Annotated in this window: 22 protein-coding genes, 1 tRNA gene and 1 pseudogene; 15 read left to right on the forward strand and 9 right to left on the reverse strand. The window is 66.4% G+C overall.

Translation table 11 applies throughout. The features are described 5' to 3' along the window. The first annotated feature begins 877 nt into the window (after positions 1 to 877). From kduI to ACP7AG_RS18100, 4 genes are read left to right on the forward strand one after another with little or no spacing between them, the layout of a single operon-like run. Positions 878 to 1,723, forward strand: coding sequence for a 5-dehydro-4-deoxy-D-glucuronate isomerase (gene kduI, locus ACP7AG_RS18085; protein WP_426032531.1), 846 nt, complete (start codon positions 878 to 880; stop codon positions 1,721 to 1,723). Between the two features lie 50 nt (positions 1,724 to 1,773). After that, positions 1,774 to 2,961: a glycoside hydrolase family 88/105 protein gene (locus ACP7AG_RS18090; RefSeq protein ID WP_426032533.1), complete on the forward strand. Its 1,188-nt coding sequence runs from the start codon at positions 1,774 to 1,776 to the stop codon at positions 2,959 to 2,961. A gap of 32 nt (positions 2,962 to 2,993) precedes the next feature. Further along, positions 2,994 to 3,755 carry a FadR/GntR family transcriptional regulator gene (locus ACP7AG_RS18095; protein WP_426032555.1) on the forward strand — a complete coding sequence of 254 codons (762 nt, stop codon included), beginning with the start codon at positions 2,994 to 2,996 and terminating at the stop codon, positions 3,753 to 3,755. Positions 3,756 to 3,772: 17 nt separating this feature from the next. Then, positions 3,773 to 4,714, forward strand: coding sequence for a DUF4861 family protein (locus tag ACP7AG_RS18100; RefSeq protein WP_426032535.1), 942 nt, complete (start codon positions 3,773 to 3,775; stop codon positions 4,712 to 4,714). 129 nt (positions 4,715 to 4,843) lie between these two features. Here the strand turns inward: ACP7AG_RS18100 and ACP7AG_RS18105 are convergent. From ACP7AG_RS18105 to ACP7AG_RS18120, 4 genes are all read right to left on the reverse strand, one after another. Beyond that, positions 4,844 to 4,928: transfer RNA gene (locus ACP7AG_RS18105), tRNA-Leu, on the reverse strand. Positions 4,929 to 5,092: 164 nt separating this feature from the next. Next, complete coding sequence (locus ACP7AG_RS18110) at positions 5,093 to 5,599, reverse strand: MarR family winged helix-turn-helix transcriptional regulator (RefSeq protein ID WP_426013866.1); 507 nt, start codon at positions 5,597 to 5,599, stop codon at positions 5,093 to 5,095. Positions 5,600 to 5,786: 187 nt separating this feature from the next. Then, positions 5,787 to 6,551, reverse strand: a complete 765-nt coding sequence (locus tag ACP7AG_RS18115) for a hypothetical protein (protein ID WP_426032537.1) — start codon at positions 6,549 to 6,551, stop codon at positions 5,787 to 5,789. Positions 6,552 to 6,623: 72 nt separating this feature from the next. Beyond that, positions 6,624 to 6,869, reverse strand: coding sequence for a hypothetical protein (locus ACP7AG_RS18120; RefSeq protein ID WP_426014225.1), 246 nt, complete (start codon positions 6,867 to 6,869; stop codon positions 6,624 to 6,626). 123 nt (positions 6,870 to 6,992) lie between these two features. Here ACP7AG_RS18120 and ACP7AG_RS18125 point away from each other — a divergent pair, with 123 nt between their 5' ends. Continuing rightward, a complete protein-coding gene (locus ACP7AG_RS18125; RefSeq protein ID WP_426013869.1) occupies positions 6,993 to 7,175 on the forward strand; it encodes a DUF3606 domain-containing protein in 183 nt (60 codons plus the stop codon). A gap of 11 nt (positions 7,176 to 7,186) precedes the next feature. On the opposite strand, the gene ACP7AG_RS18130 is transcribed toward ACP7AG_RS18125, so the two are convergent. Further along, entirely contained in the window at positions 7,187 to 7,609 is a 423-nt protein-coding gene (locus tag ACP7AG_RS18130; protein WP_426032539.1) for a hypothetical protein, read from the reverse strand. A 3-nt stretch (positions 7,610 to 7,612) separates the two neighbouring features. Beyond that, positions 7,613 to 7,867 carry a DUF3297 family protein gene (locus ACP7AG_RS18135; protein WP_426013873.1) on the reverse strand — a complete coding sequence of 85 codons (255 nt, stop codon included), beginning with the start codon at positions 7,865 to 7,867 and terminating at the stop codon, positions 7,613 to 7,615. A gap of 160 nt (positions 7,868 to 8,027) precedes the next feature. Here ACP7AG_RS18135 and ACP7AG_RS18140 point away from each other — a divergent pair, with 160 nt between their 5' ends. From ACP7AG_RS18140 to ACP7AG_RS18160, 5 genes are all read left to right on the forward strand, one after another. Further along, positions 8,028 to 8,633, forward strand: coding sequence for a YqaA family protein (locus ACP7AG_RS18140; RefSeq protein WP_426032541.1), 606 nt, complete (start codon positions 8,028 to 8,030; stop codon positions 8,631 to 8,633). After that, the gene (locus tag ACP7AG_RS18145; protein WP_426032543.1) at positions 8,630 to 9,235 is read left to right on the forward strand and encodes a disulfide bond formation protein B; all 606 of its coding nucleotides are present in this window, start codon (positions 8,630 to 8,632) and stop codon (positions 9,233 to 9,235) included. The genes ACP7AG_RS18140 and ACP7AG_RS18145 overlap by 4 nt, the downstream gene beginning before the upstream one ends. Position 9,236: 1 nt before the next feature. Continuing rightward, positions 9,237 to 9,797 carry a demethoxyubiquinone hydroxylase family protein gene (locus ACP7AG_RS18150; protein WP_426013878.1) on the forward strand — a complete coding sequence of 187 codons (561 nt, stop codon included), beginning with the start codon at positions 9,237 to 9,239 and terminating at the stop codon, positions 9,795 to 9,797. A 126-nt stretch (positions 9,798 to 9,923) separates the two neighbouring features. Continuing rightward, the gene (locus tag ACP7AG_RS18155) at positions 9,924 to 11,699 is read left to right on the forward strand and encodes a M1 family metallopeptidase (RefSeq protein WP_426013879.1); all 1,776 of its coding nucleotides are present in this window, start codon (positions 9,924 to 9,926) and stop codon (positions 11,697 to 11,699) included. Between the two features lie 149 nt (positions 11,700 to 11,848). Beyond that, entirely contained in the window at positions 11,849 to 12,391 is a 543-nt protein-coding gene (locus ACP7AG_RS18160; protein WP_426032545.1) for a VanZ family protein, read from the forward strand. Here ACP7AG_RS18160 and ACP7AG_RS18165 read toward each other — a convergent pair. Both ACP7AG_RS18165 and ACP7AG_RS18170 read right to left on the reverse strand, forming a co-directional pair. Further along, on the reverse strand, positions 12,388 to 12,513 hold the full coding sequence (locus ACP7AG_RS18165; RefSeq protein ID WP_426013882.1) for a hypothetical protein: 126 nt from the start codon (positions 12,511 to 12,513) through the stop codon (positions 12,388 to 12,390). The two genes, ACP7AG_RS18160 and ACP7AG_RS18165, sit on opposite strands and share 4 nt — an antisense overlap. Positions 12,514 to 12,706: 193 nt before the next feature. Beyond that, on the reverse strand, positions 12,707 to 13,270 hold the full coding sequence (locus tag ACP7AG_RS18170; protein ID WP_426014227.1) for an HNH endonuclease: 564 nt from the start codon (positions 13,268 to 13,270) through the stop codon (positions 12,707 to 12,709). A gap of 272 nt (positions 13,271 to 13,542) precedes the next feature. On the opposite strand from ACP7AG_RS18170, the gene ACP7AG_RS18175 reads away from it, so the two are divergent. Continuing rightward, positions 13,543 to 13,683, forward strand: a complete 141-nt coding sequence (locus ACP7AG_RS18175; RefSeq protein WP_426032547.1) for a hypothetical protein — start codon at positions 13,543 to 13,545, stop codon at positions 13,681 to 13,683. Here ACP7AG_RS18175 and greA read toward each other — a convergent pair. Beyond that, positions 13,670 to 14,155, reverse strand: coding sequence for a transcription elongation factor GreA (gene greA, locus ACP7AG_RS18180; protein ID WP_426032549.1), 486 nt, complete (start codon positions 14,153 to 14,155; stop codon positions 13,670 to 13,672). The two genes, ACP7AG_RS18175 and greA, sit on opposite strands and share 14 nt — an antisense overlap. 503 nt (positions 14,156 to 14,658) lie before the next feature. On the opposite strand from greA, the gene ACP7AG_RS18185 reads away from it, so the two are divergent. The 4 genes and pseudogenes from ACP7AG_RS18185 to ACP7AG_RS18200 all read left to right on the forward strand — a co-directional run. Continuing rightward, a complete protein-coding gene (locus ACP7AG_RS18185; RefSeq protein ID WP_426013886.1) occupies positions 14,659 to 15,294 on the forward strand; it encodes a TetR/AcrR family transcriptional regulator in 636 nt (211 codons plus the stop codon). A 6-nt stretch (positions 15,295 to 15,300) separates the two neighbouring features. Beyond that, entirely contained in the window at positions 15,301 to 16,143 is an 843-nt protein-coding gene (gene gluQRS, locus ACP7AG_RS18190) for a tRNA glutamyl-Q(34) synthetase GluQRS (protein ID WP_426032551.1), read from the forward strand. Positions 16,144 to 16,206: 63 nt separating this feature from the next. After that, complete coding sequence (locus tag ACP7AG_RS18195) at positions 16,207 to 17,631, forward strand: alpha/beta fold hydrolase (protein WP_426032553.1); 1,425 nt, start codon at positions 16,207 to 16,209, stop codon at positions 17,629 to 17,631. Between the two features lie 739 nt (positions 17,632 to 18,370). Further along, positions 18,371 to 18,449 (forward strand): annotated as a pseudogene (locus ACP7AG_RS18200) (IS5/IS1182 family transposase); the annotation flags it as partial.

Genomic DNA, 18,449 nt, shown 5'->3' on the forward strand with positions numbered 1-18,449 from the left:
CGGAAGACCACCGGACCCGCGAACAGGTCCGGCCGGCAGGGTCGTGAAGAGTCCGAGAGTGAATTTGCTTCAGATCAAACCGTCGTCCAAAATCCCCGTCTCTCCGGCGAAGGGCGGGCCCAGGTGAAGCTCACGAGCCGCTCAGGATGAATATGGATCTTGGCCTTCGCCGGGAAGACGGAGATTAGAGCGGTCGCTTCCATGTAAGCCAAACGCGCGCTAGAGCATTTTTCGAGCGAAGTGGTTCCGGTTCGCGTGACGAAAAATGCTTCAAAACAGAAGATTAGAGCTCACGGCCTGACGCAGTCAGGTCGGGAAATGCTCTAGAAGTTCACGTCCAGGCGCGCGCCGAAGTCGCGGAAGGCGCCGCAGCCGGTGAACCAGGTGCGGCCCAAGGCGGTCGGGATCGCCGGGTTGCTGTAGCCCGACGCGCCATTCCCCAGGCCCTAGGCCTAACGCTGGTCGAGCAGGTTGTTGGCGACCGCGATCACGGCCGTGAAGGCAACAAAGCCCGTTGGATATTCATGATGCTTCCCCTCCCTCGTGGACGCCCCACCGGTTGCTCCGGCCATTTTTTGGCGTCAACTTGGTCAGACCAAAATGACGAACGGAAATGTAACTTGCCAAGCCAGGGCTGAAATCAACGTTATATCCAGCCTGTATGTTGACTTGTTTGAGCTTTCACGCCGATCGGCGTGCTGACCTCCCTTTCGGCTTCGCGAAATTGGCAAGGAGATGGTCATTTAGCTTTTCCATCTCGCCGCTAATTGGTAATACCAAATTGGTCACATCAGTGAGGGCGCATGAACCAGGCTCGCAACGACTTCAGGAGTGACCACGTCGCCAGCGCTCGCGTCCACAACTTGAAACGCGGCTGATGACACCCTCCGACGGCATGAACCTGCGTCCCAGCACCGACCGGGAGGGACTGCGCCGCATGCCGGCGCGAGCGATTCGCGATACCTTCGTCATCAGCGACCTGTTCAGACCAGGCGAGGTCTCCATGACCTATGTCGAGGTCGACCGCGCTGTCGTCGGCTCCGCCATGCCACTGAGCGCTTCCTTGGCCCTGCCCACCGATCGCCGCCTGGCGGCGAGCTATTTCTGCGAACGCCGCGAGGTGGGCGTCGTCAATATCGGCGCCGCAGGCTGGATCAGCCTGGACGGCGTTCGCCACGATCTGGACCGCCACGACAGTCTCTATATCGGCCGCGGGGTGCGCGACGTGGTGTTTGGCGGCGGCGCGCCGGAGGATCCCGCCAAGTTCTACTTTGTCAGCTATCCCGCCCACGCGACCCATCCCAATCGCCTTGTGCGCAAGGACGAGGCGCGCGTCATCCAGGCCGGCGATCAGAAGACCGCCAACCGCCGGGTGATCCGCCAGAGCATCCGCCCCGGCATCGTCGAGACCTGCCAACTGGTGATGGGCTTCACCGAGCTTGAACCCGGCAGTGTGTGGAACACCATGCCGCCCCAAACCCACGGGCGCCGCAGCGAGATCTACATGTATTTCGACGCCGCCCCGGCCCGGGTGATGCACATCATGGGTGAGCCTTCCGAACCGCGCACGGTATTCATGGACGACGGCGAGGCGGTGTTCTCGCCTAGCTGGTCGATGCACAGCGGCGTTGGCACGGCCGACTACCGCTTCGTCTGGTCGATGGGCGGCGAGAACCTGGACTTCGACGACATGGACACCTTCAGCCTGGCCGATCTGCGCTGAAGCGGGTTGGCAGGACCGACAAGAACAAGACGACCTAGGGAGACGACACGATGCCGCGACGCCTGTTGGGAGCATTTCTGGTCGCGGCGGCCCTGATCGGTTTGCTGCAAGCCTGCGCCGCGACGCCCGCCAAGCCTGGCGCCGCCGTTCAGAGCTCGGCCCTGGTCGAGGGCGCGCGCGTCGCCGACTGGCAGTTGAGCCACATGGACAATTTCGATTACGTGCCCGCCTCGCAGTTTCGGCGCGACACCGAGGCGCCCCGCGACTGGATCCAGGCGGCGTTCTATATCGGCCTGACCGCCTATGCCGACGCCGCCAAGGCGCCCAAATACACCGACGCCATCCTCGCCCACGGCCAGGCCGAGGGCTGGGGCTTCGACAAGCGCCCGCGCCACGCCGATGCCGACGCCACCGGCGCGGTCTGGGTCTGGGCCGCCGCCCGCACCCATGACCCCGCCAAGCTGGCCCCGGTCCGCGCCCGCTTCGACACCGTCCTGGCCAGCCCTTCGAGCGTCGATCTGGGTTTCGAGGCCAAGCCCCCCCAGGGCGGTGATCCCTATTGCCAGGCCCGCTGGTGCTGGAGCGACGCCATCTTCATGGCCCCGCCCACCTGGATCTCCCTGTCGAAGGAGACAGGCGATCCGCGCTACCTGGCCCCTGCCGACAGCGAGTTCTGGGCGACCACCAGCCTGCTCTACGACCAGAACGACCACCTCTATTTCCGTGACAGCCGCTTCATCGCCAAGCGCAGCGACGCGGGGGCCAAGATCTTCTGGGGGCGCGGCAATGGCTGGGCCTTCGCCGGCGTCGCCCGCATCCTGCAGGACCTGCCCAAGGACCATCCCAGCCGCCCGCGCTACGAGGCGCTGTTCAGGCAGATGGCGACCAAGATCGTCACCTTGCAGGGCGAGCAGGGCTATTGGCCGGTTTCGCTGCTGGAGCCACAACAGACGCCGGAGACCAGCGGCACCGGCTTCTTCGTCTACGGCCTGGCCTGGGGCGTGAACCACGGGGTGCTGCCGGCCGCCCGCTACCGCCCAGCGATCGACAAGGGCTGGAGCGCGCTCGTCTCGGCGGTCGAGCCCGACGGCAAGCTGGGCTGGGTGCAGCGCGTGGGCGCGGCGCCCGACCAGGTAGGTCCCGACGACACCCAGCTCTACGGCGTCGGCGCCTTCCTGCTGGCGGCCAGCGAGGTCTCTCGGCTGTCGCCTGCGCCCGGGAGCGCGGCGCAGCCGTGAGCTCGGTTGCTCCGCCTCTCGCCCCCGCTAGGATGATCGACATGACCCGCTCCGCCGATCCTCAAAAGCTCTATCAGCAGATTGCTCGGGCAATCGCCACCGCCATTGGCGAAGGCCGATATGGACCGGGCGACAAGTTGCCGTCCGAGCGCGAATTGGCGGATGACTTCGGCGTCAGCCGGCCCACCATCCGCGACGCCATGATCGCCCTGGAGTTCCAGGGCCTGGTCGAGGCGCGGCAGGGCTCGGGCGTTTATGTCAACGCCTCCCCGGTGGTCGAGGACACCGCTGACCTGGAGGTTGGCGCGCTGGAACTGACCGAGGCGCGGCGACTGTTCGAGGGCGAGGCCTGCGCCCTGTCGGCCGCCACCATCGCCGGCGAACACCTCGCCCACCTTGACCAACTGGTCGTCCAGATGGGGCGCTGCGTCTCGCCCGACGAGGTCGAGCGCCTGGAGCAGGCGTTCCACCTCGCCATCGCCCGCGCCACCTGCAACGCCGCCATCGAGGCCGGTGTCGAGGACCTGTGGACCCTGCGCCAGCAATCCCCAGCCTGCGCCGCCCTGCTGCGCCGCGCCCGCAGCAATGGCGGGGGTGATTTCATAGACGAGCATCGCCAGATCGTCGCGGCCCTGCGCCAACGCGATCCCAGGGCCGCGCGCCAGGCGATCCATTTTCACCTGGCCCAGGTGATCGACGACCTGCTGGCCTTGGCTGAGCAGGACGCCTTGCAACAGACCCGCCAGAAAATGGCGGAACAGCGCCGCGAACTGGCACGCCGCACCGAAATCTAGAGAAACGGGATCACTCCATGTCCAAGCGGATTCTCACCCTCGCCCTGGCGGCGTCCCTGGCTATTGCCGCCCTCGCCATCGCCCAAGCCGCGCCGACCCTGCCACCCTTGGTGGAGCCGGTCCTGGTCAAGCCCGACGCCGACGGCCAGAAGCCCCGCGCCGTCGTCAGCTACGCGCCCGATCGCTACGACGACATCCTCTGGGAAAACGACCGCACGGCCCATCGCATCTACGGCCCCGCCCTGCAGGCCTATGAGCCGCCCTCGACCTCCGGCATAGACGCCTGGGGCAAGCTGGTGCGCTGGCCGTTCATGGAGCGCCAGCTGAAGACCGGAAAACAGCACGACTTCCACGGCGAGGGGCTGGACTTCTACGACGTCAACACCTTTCGCGGCGCGGGCGGGCTGGGCGTCTGGCAGGACAACAAGCTGTGGGTGTCGCGCAACTGGAAGTCCTACGAGATCCTCAAGACCGGCGACGACGTGGCCTCCTTCAAGGTGAGTTACGCGCCTTGGCCGGTCGATGTGGATCGCAAGGTCTGGGAGACCCGCACCTTCACCCTGCCGCTGGGCTCAAACTTCACGCGGATGGTCTCGACCATCAGCTCCGACAAGCCCGGCCCGCTGGTGATCGGCATCGGCATCAGCAAGCGCAAGGCCACGCATCAGGGCGCAGGCGGCGCGCTCACCAAGGACCTGGCGAGGGGCCGCGTCTCCTACTGGGAGCCGACCGATCCGGTGAAAGGCACGATGGGTGTCGCCTTGATGGTGGATCCCAAGGCCCTGGTCGAGGTGCGCCAGGACGCCGACAACTACCTGGTCCTGATCAAGGTCGAGCCCGGCAAGCCGTTCGTCTACTACATGGGCTCGGCCTGGGACAAAGGCCTCGACTTCCATGATCGCGCGGGCTGGGAGGCCTATGTGACGGCCCAAACGCCGGACTTCGATCCGGGACGGTGAGCCTAGAGCATCGCGCGGAAAAGTGGCCACCGGTTTTCCGCAAAAGCGATGCGAAAACAAAAGTCTAAAGCAAGCCGTGCGATTCCTACATCGCGCGGCTTGCTTTAGGCGGCCGCTGTCGAAAGATTATGGTGCGGGCGGCCGGGGTCGAACCGGCACTCCTTTCGGAACCGGATTTTGAGTCCGGCGCGTCTACCAGTTCCACCACGCCCGCACGGCGCCGGCCCGCTTGAGAGCAAGGCCGTGTCCCCATTTCAGAAAGCCGGACGTCAGGGCGTCTCGGCGAGGGGAGTGCTTCCTAGCAAAGGCGGGCGTGAACTTCCAGACGCCTTGAGGCGCTTTCCACACGCGATCGTCCGAACCGTGGATCTGGGCCCACTAGCCTGGCGCGGTATCGGCCCCGTAGAGCGTGCCAGCGGCGATCTCGAGACGTCCCAGCAGGCGCTTAAGCGTCGCGACCTCGCCCGGCGCGAGGCCCGCGAGCAAGGCCGCCTCGTAGGCGCGGGCCATGGGCACGATCTCGGCGAACAGGCGGCGGCCGGCGGCGGTAAGCTCGAGGCTGTGCGAGCGGCGGTCGATGCGGTTGCTGAGGCGGACAGCCAGGCGACGCTCGACGAGATCCTGAGCGGCGCGGCTGACCCGCACCTTGTCCATGGCGGTTTTGGTCACCGCCGCCTGCTGGGTCAGCGGCCCCTCGGCCAGAACCGACATCAGGCGCCATTGCGGTATGCTGAGGCCAAAGCGGTCCTCATAGGCGCGGGCGATCAGCTTGGTGACCGCGTTGGCGGCGATGACCAGCTGGTAGGGCAGATAGTCCGCCAGCGAGACGTGCTCGGGCGCGCCTTCGGGCGGGGCGGGAATCATCTGTGAGACCGTAGCGGCCATGCCGTCCTTCCTTTTGTCCTCCAGACGCCCGCGACTCTTGCGTCCGCTCGCGTCGACTGGGATCGATTTGGCCCAGCCAGTTGGCGCGGCTCAATCGCGCCCGTTCGCGGAGGAAGGAAACTGCGCGTTTCGCTCGCCGGTTGCGCATCCGGCCTTGAGGACGCCCAGGGAAGGGGCGCCGCCGTGCTCAAAACTCTTCGTGCGACCGTCGCTCGTTTAGGCGCTTTAGCGTGGGGTCGGTATGAGTCAGCACCTTCTGGCAACGTTCCAGCTCTTTCAGGCAATCGCCGCGACTCCAGAAATCGGAAAATTCCACGACAGCCATACGGACTTGGCGAGCATAGTCCTTGTGGTCAAGGACCTTGGGCTCTTCGTCCTTGTGTTCGTCATGTCCATGGTCGGGCTCGTGTCCGGGACGGCGCCCCGTCAGCACCAAGGTCTGACCGCCCAGGATGGTGACATTCGCCGCGGTCAGTTCCAGCTCGGTTTCCGCCTTGTGACTGGCGCCGTGAGCGTCGTGCCCATGGCCATGCCCGCCGTGCTTGTCGTCCTTCTTGTCGTGCGCGCCTTTGGACTTGTCTTTTTCCTTGGGCTTTTCCTCGACCGGCTCTCCTTTGAGCGCCTCGGAGACGCCTTTCAGCGCCTTTGCGCAGGGTCCGCCGAACATCAGGATCGGCCCGACCCGCCTTTGGACTTCCTCGACCAGATCCTGAGCCTTCCAGAACAGCTCGCCCGAGGGCGCGCTGGTAGCCGCCACGCACTTGAGCTTGATCGCCTCGTGGATGATCCTGGGCACGTCGCGCCAGCGGTCGTCGCGGCCACGACCGCCCACATGCTTGCCGACATAATAGGTGAGAATGGCCACGGCCGCCACGACGAGGGCGATCCCCGCCAGGAGGGTGGGATCGAAGATCGGCACCGGCGTCTCGACAGGAAACTCTGACTGGTACACCGCGCCCCCTCCAGCATCAGACATCAAGAGTGATAGGGTTAACGCAAGCGGAGCCGAGTTGCACGACCAAGGTTACGCGAAAGGTCGGGAAATCACGCCGCGCGCCTTGGCGCCCTGGTCGTAGCGGCTAGGACCGCCGTAGACGGCCACTTCGCACAGAATGTCTCCGCCGCTCTGCGTCGCCCAAAGATAGTTTCGCTCGACCTCGACATTCCGGCCGGCCGGCGAGACGCCCTCGAACGTGTCGCCCCAGGGAATCACCTTGTTGAGGTCTCGCCAGGTCAGGGTCATGGCGCGCGACAGCTCGTCCTGAGCCATGGCTTCGAGGTCGGGGTCGGGGTCGCTCAAGATCGATCTCCAGGTCCGTTGTCGTATCGCGCCATTAGCTCGACAACGCTTCGCGTGCAGGATAGGCGCTGCGCACGACGAGGAGACACGGCGATGGGTATTCCGAAGGGCAAGCGCGACTTCCGCGACGAGGACCGGCTTGATCCGCGTGAGCGCCACCAGGTGGAATACTGGTGCAAACGCTGGGGTGTGACCCGCGACCAGATCGTCGCCGCCCACCGCAAGGTCGGCAATTCGATCAAGGACATCGCCGCCGAGCTCGGCAAGAAGAAGTAGCGGCGCCCGCCTTACCGCTTGTCGCGTCGAAACTTGGCCGCTTCGGCCGCCAGGGAAGTGGCCGAAGGATCGTGTTCGTCCGGCTCGGGCGCGAATGGCAGATGGCCGGCCACTCCGCGCAAGGCCAGCCACAGCGGATGGCTGAAATGGCCCAGAATCCGCAATGGCCGGCGCTTGTCGTCGGTGACGTCCCAGCCCTCAAGCTCGAATGCGTCGGCCTGGTCGCGCATCGCCTTGACGTCAATGCCGTCCCAGCCCTCCGGATCGGGGATGGCGGCGGCCTCGTCGGCCGTGAGACCGAAGGTGTCGCGCGCCAGCTGATCGATCTCGGGAAACTCCGCGCGCGCCTGCGGCTCGGCGAACGACGGCTTCATCAGCGCCCGGGTCTCCAGGTCGGCGAAGCCGGGAAGGTCGATCAAGCGGCGCGGGACCATGTCTCAGGCCTCTTCAGCGTTGTCGTTGCGCCAGTACGGCTCGACCACGCCCTGCAGCTTGATGGTCATCGGATTGCCCTTGCGATCGACGGCCTTGCCGGCGGTGACGCGGATCCAGCCTTCGCTGATGCAATACTCGTCGACATTGGTCTTCTCGACCCCGTTGAAGACGATCCCCACCCCGCGTTCGAGCACGCTGGCGTCATGATGCGGGCTGCTCGGGTTGGAGGCCAGGTGATCGGGGGGCGTATCGCTCATGGGACGGTCTTTCGAACAATGTGGACGGCAAAAGCCATCGAACGCGCGTGATAGCCATCCAGGCCGGCAATTCCAATAGGATTGCACGCGATCGCGTGAACCGCCGCGACAAGTCCGTGGCCCCCTGCTAGCTACGGCGCGTCCTCATTTCGGAGCTTCCATGCTGCGTCGTCTCTATGACTGGGTCATGGGCCTGGCCGCCTCGCGCCACGCCCCGCTTGGCCTTTTCGCCGTCTCGTTCGCCGAAAGCTCGTTCTTTCCCATCCCGCCCGACGTGATGCTGGCCCCGATGGTGCTGACCCGACCCGACCGCGCCTGGCGCTACGCGGCGATCTGCACCCTGGGCTCGGTGCTGGGCGGGTGCCTGGGCTATGCGATCGGATTCTTCCTCAAGCCGGTTGGCGTCTGGATGATGACCGTCACCGGCCACGCTGGCGGGATGGACGAATTCAAGTGCTGGTATGACCAATACGGCGTCTGGGTGATCCTGGCCAAGGGCCTGACACCCATTCCCTACAAGCTGGTGACCATTGCGTCAGGCTTGGCCGCCTTCAGCTTCCCGATGTTCATCATCGCCTCGACGATTACCCGCTCGGCCCGCTTCTTCCTGGTCGCCTGGGTGGTCAAGAAATTCGGCCCGGCCATGATGCCGGTCATCGAAAAACGCTTGGCCCTGTTCGCCGCCATTCTCGTCGCCCTCCTTGTCATCGGCCTCGCGGCCAGCCACTTCTTGGGGGGAAGCAGCGGCGGAGCCTGCGCGGCATGACGATCGACAGCCTCGAGAACGGCGAACCGAAGGCCAGCGAAATCCGCGCGACGGGGCCGGCGGGCGAAGCGCTCGCCACGGCCCCGCCGATGCGAGGCCCGCTGGACCTGGCCGTCGCGCACTGGCCGCTGCTGGCCTTGGCCGCCTGCGCCTTCATGCTCGGCGTCGCCCATGCCTTCGAGACCTTCGGCAAGCTGGCCCCGTGCCTGATGTGCCTGAAGCAACGCGAGGTCTATTGGGTGACCGGGACCGTGGCGGCGGTCGCCGTCGTGCTGTCGCGCACGGCCTGGGCGGACAAGGTGCGCCGACCGTTGATCCTGTTGCTGGGCGTCGGCTTTCTCTATGGCGCCGGCCTGGCGGCCTATCACGCCGGGGCGGAATGGAAGTGGTGGCCTGGTCCCGCGGCCTGCGCCGCTGGCGGCGCGGCCTCGACCGACGACCTGATCGCCATGCTGAAGGGCGCCAAGGTCGCCGCCCCATCCTGCGAAAAGGCTGTCTGGGTCTTTCTGGGCCTGTCGATGGCGGGCTGGAACGCCTTGATCTCGCTGGGCCTGGCCGTCGCCTCGGTCTTCGCCGCTCTTCGCAAACCCAAGGCCGTCTGAGATGAGCCAGCCTGTGCCACCCCGCCCCGGTCTCGGCGCCCAGAAGGCGCGCCTGGCCGAGATCCTGCGGGTCGATCAGGCGGGCGAGCTGGCGGCGGTGCACATCTATCGCGGCCAGCAAACGGTGATGCGCAACGCCCCCGGGCGCGAGCGGATCGCGGGCCAGCTGAAGGACATGGAGGGCCACGAGCAGGTCCATCTCAGCCGCTTTGACCAACTGCTGGGCGAACACGGCGTGCGCCCCACCCTGATGTCGCCGGTCTGGCGCGCCGCCGCCTTCGCCCTGGGCGCGGGCACGGCTCTGCTGGGTGAGAAAGCCGCCCACGCCTGCACCGAGGCGGTTGAGACGGTGATCGAACAGCACTATGCCGGGCAGATCGCCGAGCTTGAGGTCCGCGACCCCGCCCTGGCCGCCGAACTCAGCCAGTTCCGCGACGACGAACTGGCCCACAAGGAGATCGCTATCGCGGAAGGCGCCCTGGAGGCGCCGGCCTATCCACTGCTGTCGGCGGTGATCCGCGCCGGCTGCCGGGCGGCGATCAAGATTAGCGAGAAGATCTGACCGGCGTTCGCTGGAACTTCGGCAGAACTCCCCCCGAAACTTCGCCCTTGGCGCGCGGCGCGACCGCGCTTACCCATGTCGCTGAAATTATGCGGCCCGTGATTGTCGGGTTGAGGGGAGTTGCGGGTGAACATCCATCTTCGTCGGACCGCCGCCCTGTGCGCGGCATCCCTGCTAACCTTGGCCACGTCCGCTCAAGTCGCTCGCGCCCAGGCCGCAGCGCCGGCCAAGCCGGCCGAGACCACCGCCCTGACCCTGGGCACCGGTGGCCAGATGCCGGCCGAAGAGGCGGCGCTGGCCATCGAGCACGTTGATCTGAAGGTCAAGGTTTTTCCCGACCGCAAGGCGATCGAGGGGGACGCCACCCTGACCCTGCGGGCCAAGACCGACCTGGCCCGCATCGTGCTGGACCTGGACCGCGACCTGCCGATCAGCAGCCTGACCGTCGATGGCAAGGCTCTCCCCGCCTCGGCCTGGACCAATCCCGAGGGTCGCCTGACCATCACGCCGCCGCGCCCGCTGGCCGCAGGCGCCAAAACCGTGGTCCGCATCCGCTATGGCGGCGTGCCGCACGTGGCCGAAAAGGCGCCATGGGACGGTGGCTTCGTCTGGAAGACCGCCCCGACCGGCGAGCCCTGGATCGCCACGGCCGTGCAAGGCGACGGCTGTGACCTCTTCTGGCCGTGCATCGACTTCCCGACGGGCGAGCCGGAGCTGGTCGATTTCTACGTGACCGTTCCGGCTCCGCTGTCGGCTCCGGCCGGCGGCGTGCTGATCGACGTCGTGGAGAAGGACGGCTGGCGCACCTTCCATTGGCGCCAAAAGCATCCCGACACCTACGCCATCGCCCTGAACATCGGCCCGTACGAGAAGATCTCCGACACCTACAAGAGTCGGTTCGGCGACAGCTTCCCGATCGAATACTGGCACCTGAAGAGCGACGACCCGGCCAAGGTGAAGGCTCTGTTCGCCGAGTTCCCCCAGACCCTGGACTTCTTCGAGCAGATGATCGGCCCATACCCGTTCCGCTCGGAAAAGCTGGGCGTGGTCGAGACCCCGCACCTGGGCATGGAACACCAGACCATGAACGCCTATGGCAACGAGTACAAAAAGGACGTCTACGGCTACGACTGGCTGTTCCAGCACGAGTTCTCGCACGAGTGGTTCGGCAACCAGGTGACCAATGTCGACTGGGACGACATGTGGATCCACGAGGGCCTGGGCAGCTATATGCAGCCGCTCTATTCGCAGTGGTTGCACGGCGACATGGAATATATGGCGCGCCTGAACGCCCAGCGCGCCACCACCGTGAACAGGTTCCCCGTCGTCGCCGGCCGCGTCATGAGCGAGGACGACGTCTACAAGCCCGCAGGCGGCCCGGCCGGCGACATCTATTCCAAGGGCTCCAACATCATGCACACGCTACGCGCCACGATCGGCGATGAAGCGTTCTTCAGGTCGGTGCGCACCCTGGTCTATGGCCGGCCCGATCCGAAACCGGGCAACTTCCAGCCGCGCTACGCCACCACCAAGGATTTCATCCGCATCGTCAACGCTGCGACGGGCAAGGACTATCAGTGGTTCTTCGACGCCTACTTCTATCAGGCCAAGCTGCCGGAATTGCTGCAGACCCGCGACGGCGACGGCCTGGTGCTGAGCTGGAAGACTCCCTCGGGCAAGCCCTTCCCGATGCCCGTCGAGGTCAAGGTCGGCGACAAGCTCGTCACCTTGCCCATGGCCGACGGCGCGGGGCGGATCAAGGTCGGCGACACCGTGCCGGTGATCGTCGATCCAGCTTCCAAGATCCTGCGTCGCCAGCCCTATCTGGAAGAGTACCAGGCCTGGAAGAAGGTCACGGACGACGCGGCGAAAGCGGCCGCTGAAGCCGCCAAGAAAACTTAGAGCCCAACCTTGCCTCCGTCGTCGCAACCCGCCCGGCATGACGGAGGCCATGCGGACGCGATCGGTCATCTTTGGTTGACCCTGTTCCTTCACGGCTTGTAGTCCAAGTCCCAGTAAGGCTTTGCGCTCAAACCTGAGCTCGGAAAGCCATGCTGACGCCCAACCATGTCGTGACCACCGCCCGCGCCGTCCTGGTGGCCGGAGCCGTATCCGCAGCCATTCTGATGCTGGGTCCCTATCAGGGCCTGGAGCACGTGTTCGCCCTCAGCGACAAGGTCGCCCACGCCCTCGCCTTCGGCGCCCTGCTGGCCGTTTCGTTCATCGCCTTTCCGCGCATGCGCCGCCGCGACCTGGCGATCGCCGCAGTGATGCTGGGCGCGAGCGTCGAGGTGGCCCAACTGTTCACCCCCGGCCGCAGCGCCTCGTTCGGCGACCTGGCGGCCGACACGATCGGCGTCTGCGTGATCCACTTCGCCAGCCAGATCGAAGGCCTGCGCGCCTTGGCCCGTCAGCGCGGCGGCGCCAGCTTCAGCGACATCCTGGCCCAGGACCGCCGACGCGGCGCCCGACGCCTGGCGCCGGTCGCCAAGGCGGTGTTCTCACCCTCCACGCTCGCGTCGGACGTCGAACGCCCGGTCCGGTTCGCCAACCGGGCGTCGCAGCACTTTCCCTTGAGTCGTCGGTCGGCCTAGAGACCGAAAACCACCGACCACAGGGCGATATTGGCGATCGCCGTGGCGACCATGGCCCATCGCAGACGACGCCTGGCGCACAGTTGCCGGCCATGGGCGTCAAGCGTCGGATTGCTCAGCATCTAGAGCATTTTTCGAGCGAAGTGGTTCCGGTTCGCGTGGAGAAGAATGCGTCAAAACAAAAGATTAGAGCTCACGGCCTGACGCAGTCAGGTCGGGAAATGCTCTAGCCCTCTTCGCCAAGCCCCCGTCTCTGGGTCAGCTTGGCGGTGAGTCGATGCAAGTTGAGCCAAGGTGCTTTCCTGGGTGGCGAGATCACGCCTCCAGCTCGATGTCCCAATAGAGGTAGTCCAGCCAGCTGGCGTGCAGGTGGCCCGGCGGAAACCGGCGGCCGCGATCCTGCAGCTCGTGCATGCTGGGCCGGCGCGCCGTGTGGAACGGGTGCATGCCCGCCTCACGTGGTGTGCGGCCGCCCTTGCCAAGATTACAGGGCGCGCAGGCGGTGACGATATTCTCCCACGTCGTGCGTCCACCGCGGGAACGCGGGATGACGTGGTCGAAGGTCAGGTCGTCCAGCGCCCCGCAGTACTGGCAAGAAAACCCGTCGCGCAAAAACAGGTTGAAGCGCGTGAAGGCTGGCGGACGGTCCTGCGGCACATACTGCTTCAGCGACACCACGCTGGGCAGCTTCATCTCGAACGAGGGCGAACGGACCACGTGGTCGTAGGTCGAGACCACTTCGACACGTTCGAGAAACACCGCCTTGATCACCTCCTGCCAGGGCCAGAGGGACAGCGGATAATAGCTCAAGGGCCGATAGTCGGCATTGAGCACAAGCGCCGGCATGCCGGACGGAGGACGGGACAGCACCTGCATCAGGGCCTCCCACTGGAGCCCGGAGGGCCCCAACGAAATTGGAAGCCCGGAGGGCTTCTGCGCAATGCGGGACCGGACAGGTCCCCATTAAGCGGATACGCGATCGGACTGAAGACGGGCCTCCTTCCCACGCATTCTCAGGAATCGCCATTCATTCCCGAACGCTCGGAAAGGATGGTCCAACTCCGCGACAGAACCAAGACATCCTTGCGCTAAGCCCCCGAACGATCGCGGTTATGGTCGCTTGCGGTCATTCACTCGTCCGGGAACTCGCCATGTCCTCGCACGCCCTGCCCATGATCGCCCTGACCTGGGCCCTGGCGGCCAATCAGCCCTCGCGCCTGTTGCCCGGCGGGATCGACACTCCCGCCACCGCAGTGCGACCGGCCTTCAGGCGCTCGGCTAGCCTGCGGTGATCTCGACGATCTCGACCTCGCCGCCGGCGACCATGGCGGTGTCGCCCGCCGCCTTGCCCAGCATGGCCCGCGCCACCGGCGACACGTAGGAGACCGAACCCTGGGCAGGATCAGCCTCGTCCTCGCCCACGATGCGGAAGGTCTGACGCCGACCGTCTTGGCGATCGAAGGTGACGGCCCCGCCAAACTGCAACACGTCCAGGGTAGGATCGAGTTCACGAAGTTGGGCGCTGGCTCGGCGGGCCGAATAGTAGCGCAGGTCGCGGGTGGCGCGAGCCATGGCGGTGCGATCCTGGGCGACGTCGCCGACGGCTTGGGCGGCGCTATAGGCGGCGCGAGCGGCGGCAAGGCCCTCTTCCAGTTGCGCCAGCCCTCGCGGCGTCACCAGGTTGGGATGGGTCGAGATCGGACGGTCCAACAGGTCGGCGGCGAAAGCTTCGCTGTCACCTTCCTTGGTGAAGGCCACGCTCATTGGCGCGCCGTCTGGGCTGGTGGTGAAACGGTCATGACTAGGAAATCCGGCCCGCGACGGGACGTTCCGCGACAGGAGCCTTGACCTAGTCGGCCCGTACGCCCTGATCAAGACATGCCAAAGCCGCCGGCGGGCAAACGCGGGCGGCTTTAAATTACTGCGGAGGCGGCGTCGTGTCGGCGGGACAGCGGGGGGATCCGCAAATCCCGTCGGTCACAAACGCTACCAGTTCAGAGGGCCACGCCGATCAAGGCGGCGGCGATGCCGACAGCCGCGGCCAGGAAGAAGCCGACAGCCATGCGGTCGAGCACGGTTTCGAAGGCGAAGAAAGTCTTGGTCATCACACACGTCCTTAGTGAGTTGGTTTGAGGCGGGTTCGGCTTGGGAGAACCGACCTGGTCCGATCTGGACAGTGCTTAGATAGCATCGATCTAAACGGCGTCAAGATAATCTTTGCAGCGTTTAGATGGATTTTAGGAACGGATGGAGTAACAGTGTCTGGGATGACAAAGTCCGCCTCCAAATCCTTGGCGCCAGAAGCCCGGCCCTATCACCATGGCGACCTCAGCCGCGCCTTGGTCGAAGCCGCCCAACGCATTCTTGAGAAGGACGGCCCGGCCGCGCTTTCGCTCCGGGCCGTGGCGCGCGAAGCCGGGGTCAGCCCTGCTGCGCCCTATCATCATTTCAAGGACAAGGGCGAGCTGCTGGAGGCCGTCGCGCATGAGGGCTGGACGGCGCTTGACGCGGCCCTGACCGCCGCCCGCCAGAAGGCCGCCGACGCCAACGAGCGAATGACCGGCCTGGGCGTGGCCTATGTCTGCTTCGCGCGCGACAACCCGGCGATCTATCGGGTGATGTACGACTGCTCGCGCGACAAGGATTCGCTGCCCGATCAGCTGAAGGACGACGGCGCCTATTGCCAGGTGCGCAACACGATCGACGAGCGCAGCGGCGGCACGGTCTCGGAGATCGACCTGGAACTGGCGACCATCGCCGCCTGGTGCGCTGGGCACGGTTTGGCCGAGATGATCGGCTTCAAGCAGTTCGATCCGTTGAAGGAGGCCCTTGGCGGCGAAGAGGCCTTTCTGCGCGCGGTGTTCGAACATCTGGGCATGTTCGCCAGGCTCGACCAAGGCTAACGCGGCTTGGCCTTCGCCACGCGTTTCGCGCCTTCCCCGACCGGCCTGCTGCATCGAGGCCATGCCTTCTCGGCCCTGACCGCCTTCGAGGCGGCGCGGGCCGAGGGCGGGCGGTTCGTGCTGCGGATCGAGGATATCGACGCCACGCGGAGCCGGCCGGACTATGACGCGGCGATCCTGGAGGACCTGGCCTGGCTGGGCCTGGCCTGGGAAGTCCCGGTGCGCCGACAGTCCGAGCACCTGGCCGGCTATCACGCCGCCATCGAGACCTTGCGCGCCAGGGGCCTGGTCTATCGCTGTTTCCGGACCCGCAAGGAGCTGGACATTGGCCGGGCGCCGCACGAGCCGGGGACGCCGTTCTCTGGCGCGCGCCTCCCGTCCGCCGAGGAAGCCGCGCGGTTGTCGCGAGGCGAAGCCTTTGCCTGGCGGCTGTCGCTGGACGCGGCCCGCTCGGCTTTGGGCGGGTTCGACGGCTTGAGCTTCGTCGAACACGGCGCGGGCCCCCACGGCGAGACCGGCCTGATCGCCGCCCGCCCCGAGTTGGCCGGCGACATCATCCTGGCCCGCAAGGACGTCGGGGTCGCCTATCACCTGGCCGTGGTGCTGGACGACGCCCTGCAGGGGATCACCCAGGTGATCCGCGGCCAGGACCTGTTCGAGGCCGCCCACATCCAGCGCCTGCTTCAGGCCCTGCTGGACCTGCCGACCCCGTCCTATCGCCACCACCCCCTGCTGACTGGCCCCGACGGCAAGCGCTACGCCAAGCGCGACAAGGCTCAGACCCTGCGCGACCTGCGGGCGGCAGGGGTGACGCCGGCCCAGCTGCGGGCGGAGATGGGGTTGGACTGAACCCGTGCTTGCGGCCATGGCGGCCCCGTGCTGCTGTCGCGCCGTTTTGAAAGCGAGGGTGACATGCGTCTGATCCTGGGAGCAGCCCTGGCTGCGAGTGCGTTGACCATGGCCAGCGGCGCCCACGCCGCCGCGCCGAAGTTCACGCCAGGCCCGTGCGCCGGCGACTACAGCGGCGTCGCCAACACGATCCAATGCGGTGTCCTGACCGTCGACGAGACGCGCGGCGGACCCGGCGTGCGCCGCGTCGCCCTGCCGGTGACCATCGTCAAGGCCAGCGTCCCGAGGCCCGGCGCCGTGCCGGTGATCTTCCTGCATGGCGGCCCCGGCGGCGGCGTGGTCGAGACCCTGGGCCGCACGCTGCGCAGCCCGGTCGCCAAGGAACTGGTCGGGGTCGATCAGGACTGGATCTTCTTCGACCAGCGCGGCGGCGGTCGCGCCTCGCCGGCCCTGGACTGCGGCGAGGTGGCGCTCAACGACGCCGGCCCGCTGAACGACGCGGCGCAGCAGCAGTTGGTCGCCTGCGCCCAGCGCTTCACCGCCTCTGGCGTCGACCTGAGCCAGTACGACGCCGAGGAAGTGGTCAAGGACATCCAGGACCTGCGCACAGTCCTGGGCCTGAAACAGGTTGACCTGATGGGTGTGTCCTACGGCACCCGCATCGCCTTGGCCGTGGTCAAGCACGCGCCGCAAGGGGTGCGGGCCGTGGTGCTCGACTCGCCCTGGACGCCGGAGGCCAAGTGGGCGCAGGGCGGGCCGGAGATGGTGTCGGACGCCGTGAAGGAAATCTTCAAGCGCTGCGCCGCCGACGCCGCCTGCCGCGCCAAATACCCGCACCCAGCCGCCGATCTCGACGCCTTGGCCGGCCGCCTGCTGGCCGGTCCCCAGACGATCAACGGCCAGGTCTATAGCGCCGACGACCTGGGCGGCTTCCTGATGGACGCGGCCTATAGCGGCCCCGACGCCCGCGCCCTGCCCGCGACGGTCACCAAGTTCGCGGCCGGCGACATGGCCCGGCTGGACGAGCAGATGGCCGGTCGCAGCGGCTATGCCGAGGCCCAGCACCTGACCCATCTGTGCAAGGAGGAATTCCCCTTCGAAAGCGAGGCGGCGATGCGCCAGGGCGCCCAGCGCGACCCGGTCGCGCGGCTGCTGGAGGCCTCGATGGGGCGCTATTTCAGCGTCTGCAAGGCCTATCCCGTCGGCGCGCCCGACCCGGTCGAGGCCAAGCCGGTCAGCAGCGCCCTGCCGACCTTCTTCCTGGCCGCCGAGATCGACCCCGGCTGCCCGCCCGACGTGGCCAAGGCGGCGGTCGGCCGGTTCAGCCAGGGCCAGCTGTCGATCATCCCCAACACCACCCACGGCGTGTTCCGGGGCAGCACCTGCGCCCGCAAGATGATCCGCGCCTTCCTGGCCAATCCGGCCGCGCCGGTGGATCAGGGCTGTCTGCATCCCGAGCATGACCGGTTCGTGTTCGACCTGGACTAGAAGTCCTCCCCCCGTGGGGGAGGTGGTCGCGCAGCGTCCGGTGGGCGCCCTGTTGAGGCTTAGCCGGATCCGGCCCGGGTCGTTTCCGACGACGCCGACGGCGGGCGGGGCCTGCAACGCCAGGCTCCCCGGACACGCTGAAGTAACCCCCCCTCCAGCCCAATTCCGCTCAATCGTCCCCCGCCGCCGCATCGGTCGCTGGCCATGCGCCCTTTCCGGTGCGGCGAGGTGAGATCAGGATACGGGAGGTTTAGCTGCGCCAGCGGTTGTGACGCTGACTATTTTTAGGGCTCTGATATTGCTGTGGTTGTGGTTCGGGATCATGGGGATGGAGCCGCCTCGATCCCCCTTGAGCGCCCCCCTTTTCGAACCCTCTCCCATGGGTAGAGGGTTCAAGAATGCCAGAACCCAAGCCCCATCCCGCCGCAACGGCGAGGCCGCGCCTTAAAGCCTTGATGGCGAGCTTGCGCCGAAAGCAGACGTTCTAGTGGGCCGAGAAGGGTGGGGGCCGGAGTTTTCTTCTCCCCTTGCGGGAGAAGGTTGCCTGCCAAGCAAGTCGGATGAGGGGTCGAAAGCCTTGTCCGGAGAGGTCCGAGAGACCCCTCACCCGTCGGCCGCCACGCTCCCCCGCAAGGGGAGAGGATAACACGTCCGCTATGCGCCAGAGTACTAGGGCCTGGTGACGATTTAGGATTCCCATCGAGAGGCGGTTCTGATTCAACGCTGCTTTTTGGAGGCGGTGTTGGAAGGCGAAGTTCTTCGGGACGATCAGTGGGCTCGGATCGAGCCATTTGTGCCGGGCGGGCGCAAGGGCAAGC

The organism is Caulobacter sp. DWP3-1-3b2 (assembly GCF_049896325.1).
In the GTDB taxonomy this organism is placed as follows: Bacteria; Pseudomonadota; Alphaproteobacteria; order Caulobacterales; family Caulobacteraceae; genus Caulobacter.

Excerpts from the sequence above, each read along its gene's own strand:
- kduI (WP_426032531.1), top strand. The coding sequence starts at position 878 with ATGACACCCTCCGACGGCATGAACCTGCGTCCCAGCACCGACCGGGAG.
- ACP7AG_RS18090 (WP_426032533.1), top strand. The coding sequence starts at position 1,774 with ATGCCGCGACGCCTGTTGGGAGCATTTCTGGTCGCGGCGGCCCTGATC.
- ACP7AG_RS18095 (WP_426032555.1), top strand. The coding sequence starts at position 2,994 with ATGATCGACATGACCCGCTCCGCCGATCCTCAAAAGCTCTATCAGCAG.
- ACP7AG_RS18100 (WP_426032535.1), top strand. The coding sequence starts at position 3,773 with ATGTCCAAGCGGATTCTCACCCTCGCCCTGGCGGCGTCCCTGGCTATT.
- ACP7AG_RS18110 (WP_426013866.1), bottom strand. The coding sequence starts at position 5,599 with ATGGCCGCTACGGTCTCACAGATGATTCCCGCCCCGCCCGAAGGCGCG.
- ACP7AG_RS18120 (WP_426014225.1), bottom strand. The coding sequence starts at position 6,869 with ATGGCTCAGGACGAGCTGTCGCGCGCCATGACCCTGACCTGGCGAGAC.
- ACP7AG_RS18125 (WP_426013869.1), top strand. The coding sequence starts at position 6,993 with ATGGGTATTCCGAAGGGCAAGCGCGACTTCCGCGACGAGGACCGGCTT.
- ACP7AG_RS18130 (WP_426032539.1), bottom strand. The coding sequence starts at position 7,609 with ATGGTCCCGCGCCGCTTGATCGACCTTCCCGGCTTCGCCGACCTGGAG.
- ACP7AG_RS18135 (WP_426013873.1), bottom strand. The coding sequence starts at position 7,867 with ATGAGCGATACGCCCCCCGATCACCTGGCCTCCAACCCGAGCAGCCCG.
- ACP7AG_RS18140 (WP_426032541.1), top strand. The coding sequence starts at position 8,028 with ATGCTGCGTCGTCTCTATGACTGGGTCATGGGCCTGGCCGCCTCGCGC.
- ACP7AG_RS18145 (WP_426032543.1), top strand. The coding sequence starts at position 8,630 with ATGACGATCGACAGCCTCGAGAACGGCGAACCGAAGGCCAGCGAAATC.
- ACP7AG_RS18150 (WP_426013878.1), top strand. The coding sequence starts at position 9,237 with ATGAGCCAGCCTGTGCCACCCCGCCCCGGTCTCGGCGCCCAGAAGGCG.
- ACP7AG_RS18160 (WP_426032545.1), top strand. The coding sequence starts at position 11,849 with ATGCTGACGCCCAACCATGTCGTGACCACCGCCCGCGCCGTCCTGGTG.
- ACP7AG_RS18165 (WP_426013882.1), bottom strand. The coding sequence starts at position 12,513 with ATGCTGAGCAATCCGACGCTTGACGCCCATGGCCGGCAACTGTGCGCC.
- ACP7AG_RS18175 (WP_426032547.1), top strand. The coding sequence starts at position 13,543 with ATGTCCTCGCACGCCCTGCCCATGATCGCCCTGACCTGGGCCCTGGCG.
- greA (WP_426032549.1), bottom strand. The coding sequence starts at position 14,155 with ATGAGCGTGGCCTTCACCAAGGAAGGTGACAGCGAAGCTTTCGCCGCC.
- ACP7AG_RS18185 (WP_426013886.1), top strand. The coding sequence starts at position 14,659 with ATGACAAAGTCCGCCTCCAAATCCTTGGCGCCAGAAGCCCGGCCCTAT.
- ACP7AG_RS18195 (WP_426032553.1), top strand. The coding sequence starts at position 16,207 with ATGCGTCTGATCCTGGGAGCAGCCCTGGCTGCGAGTGCGTTGACCATG.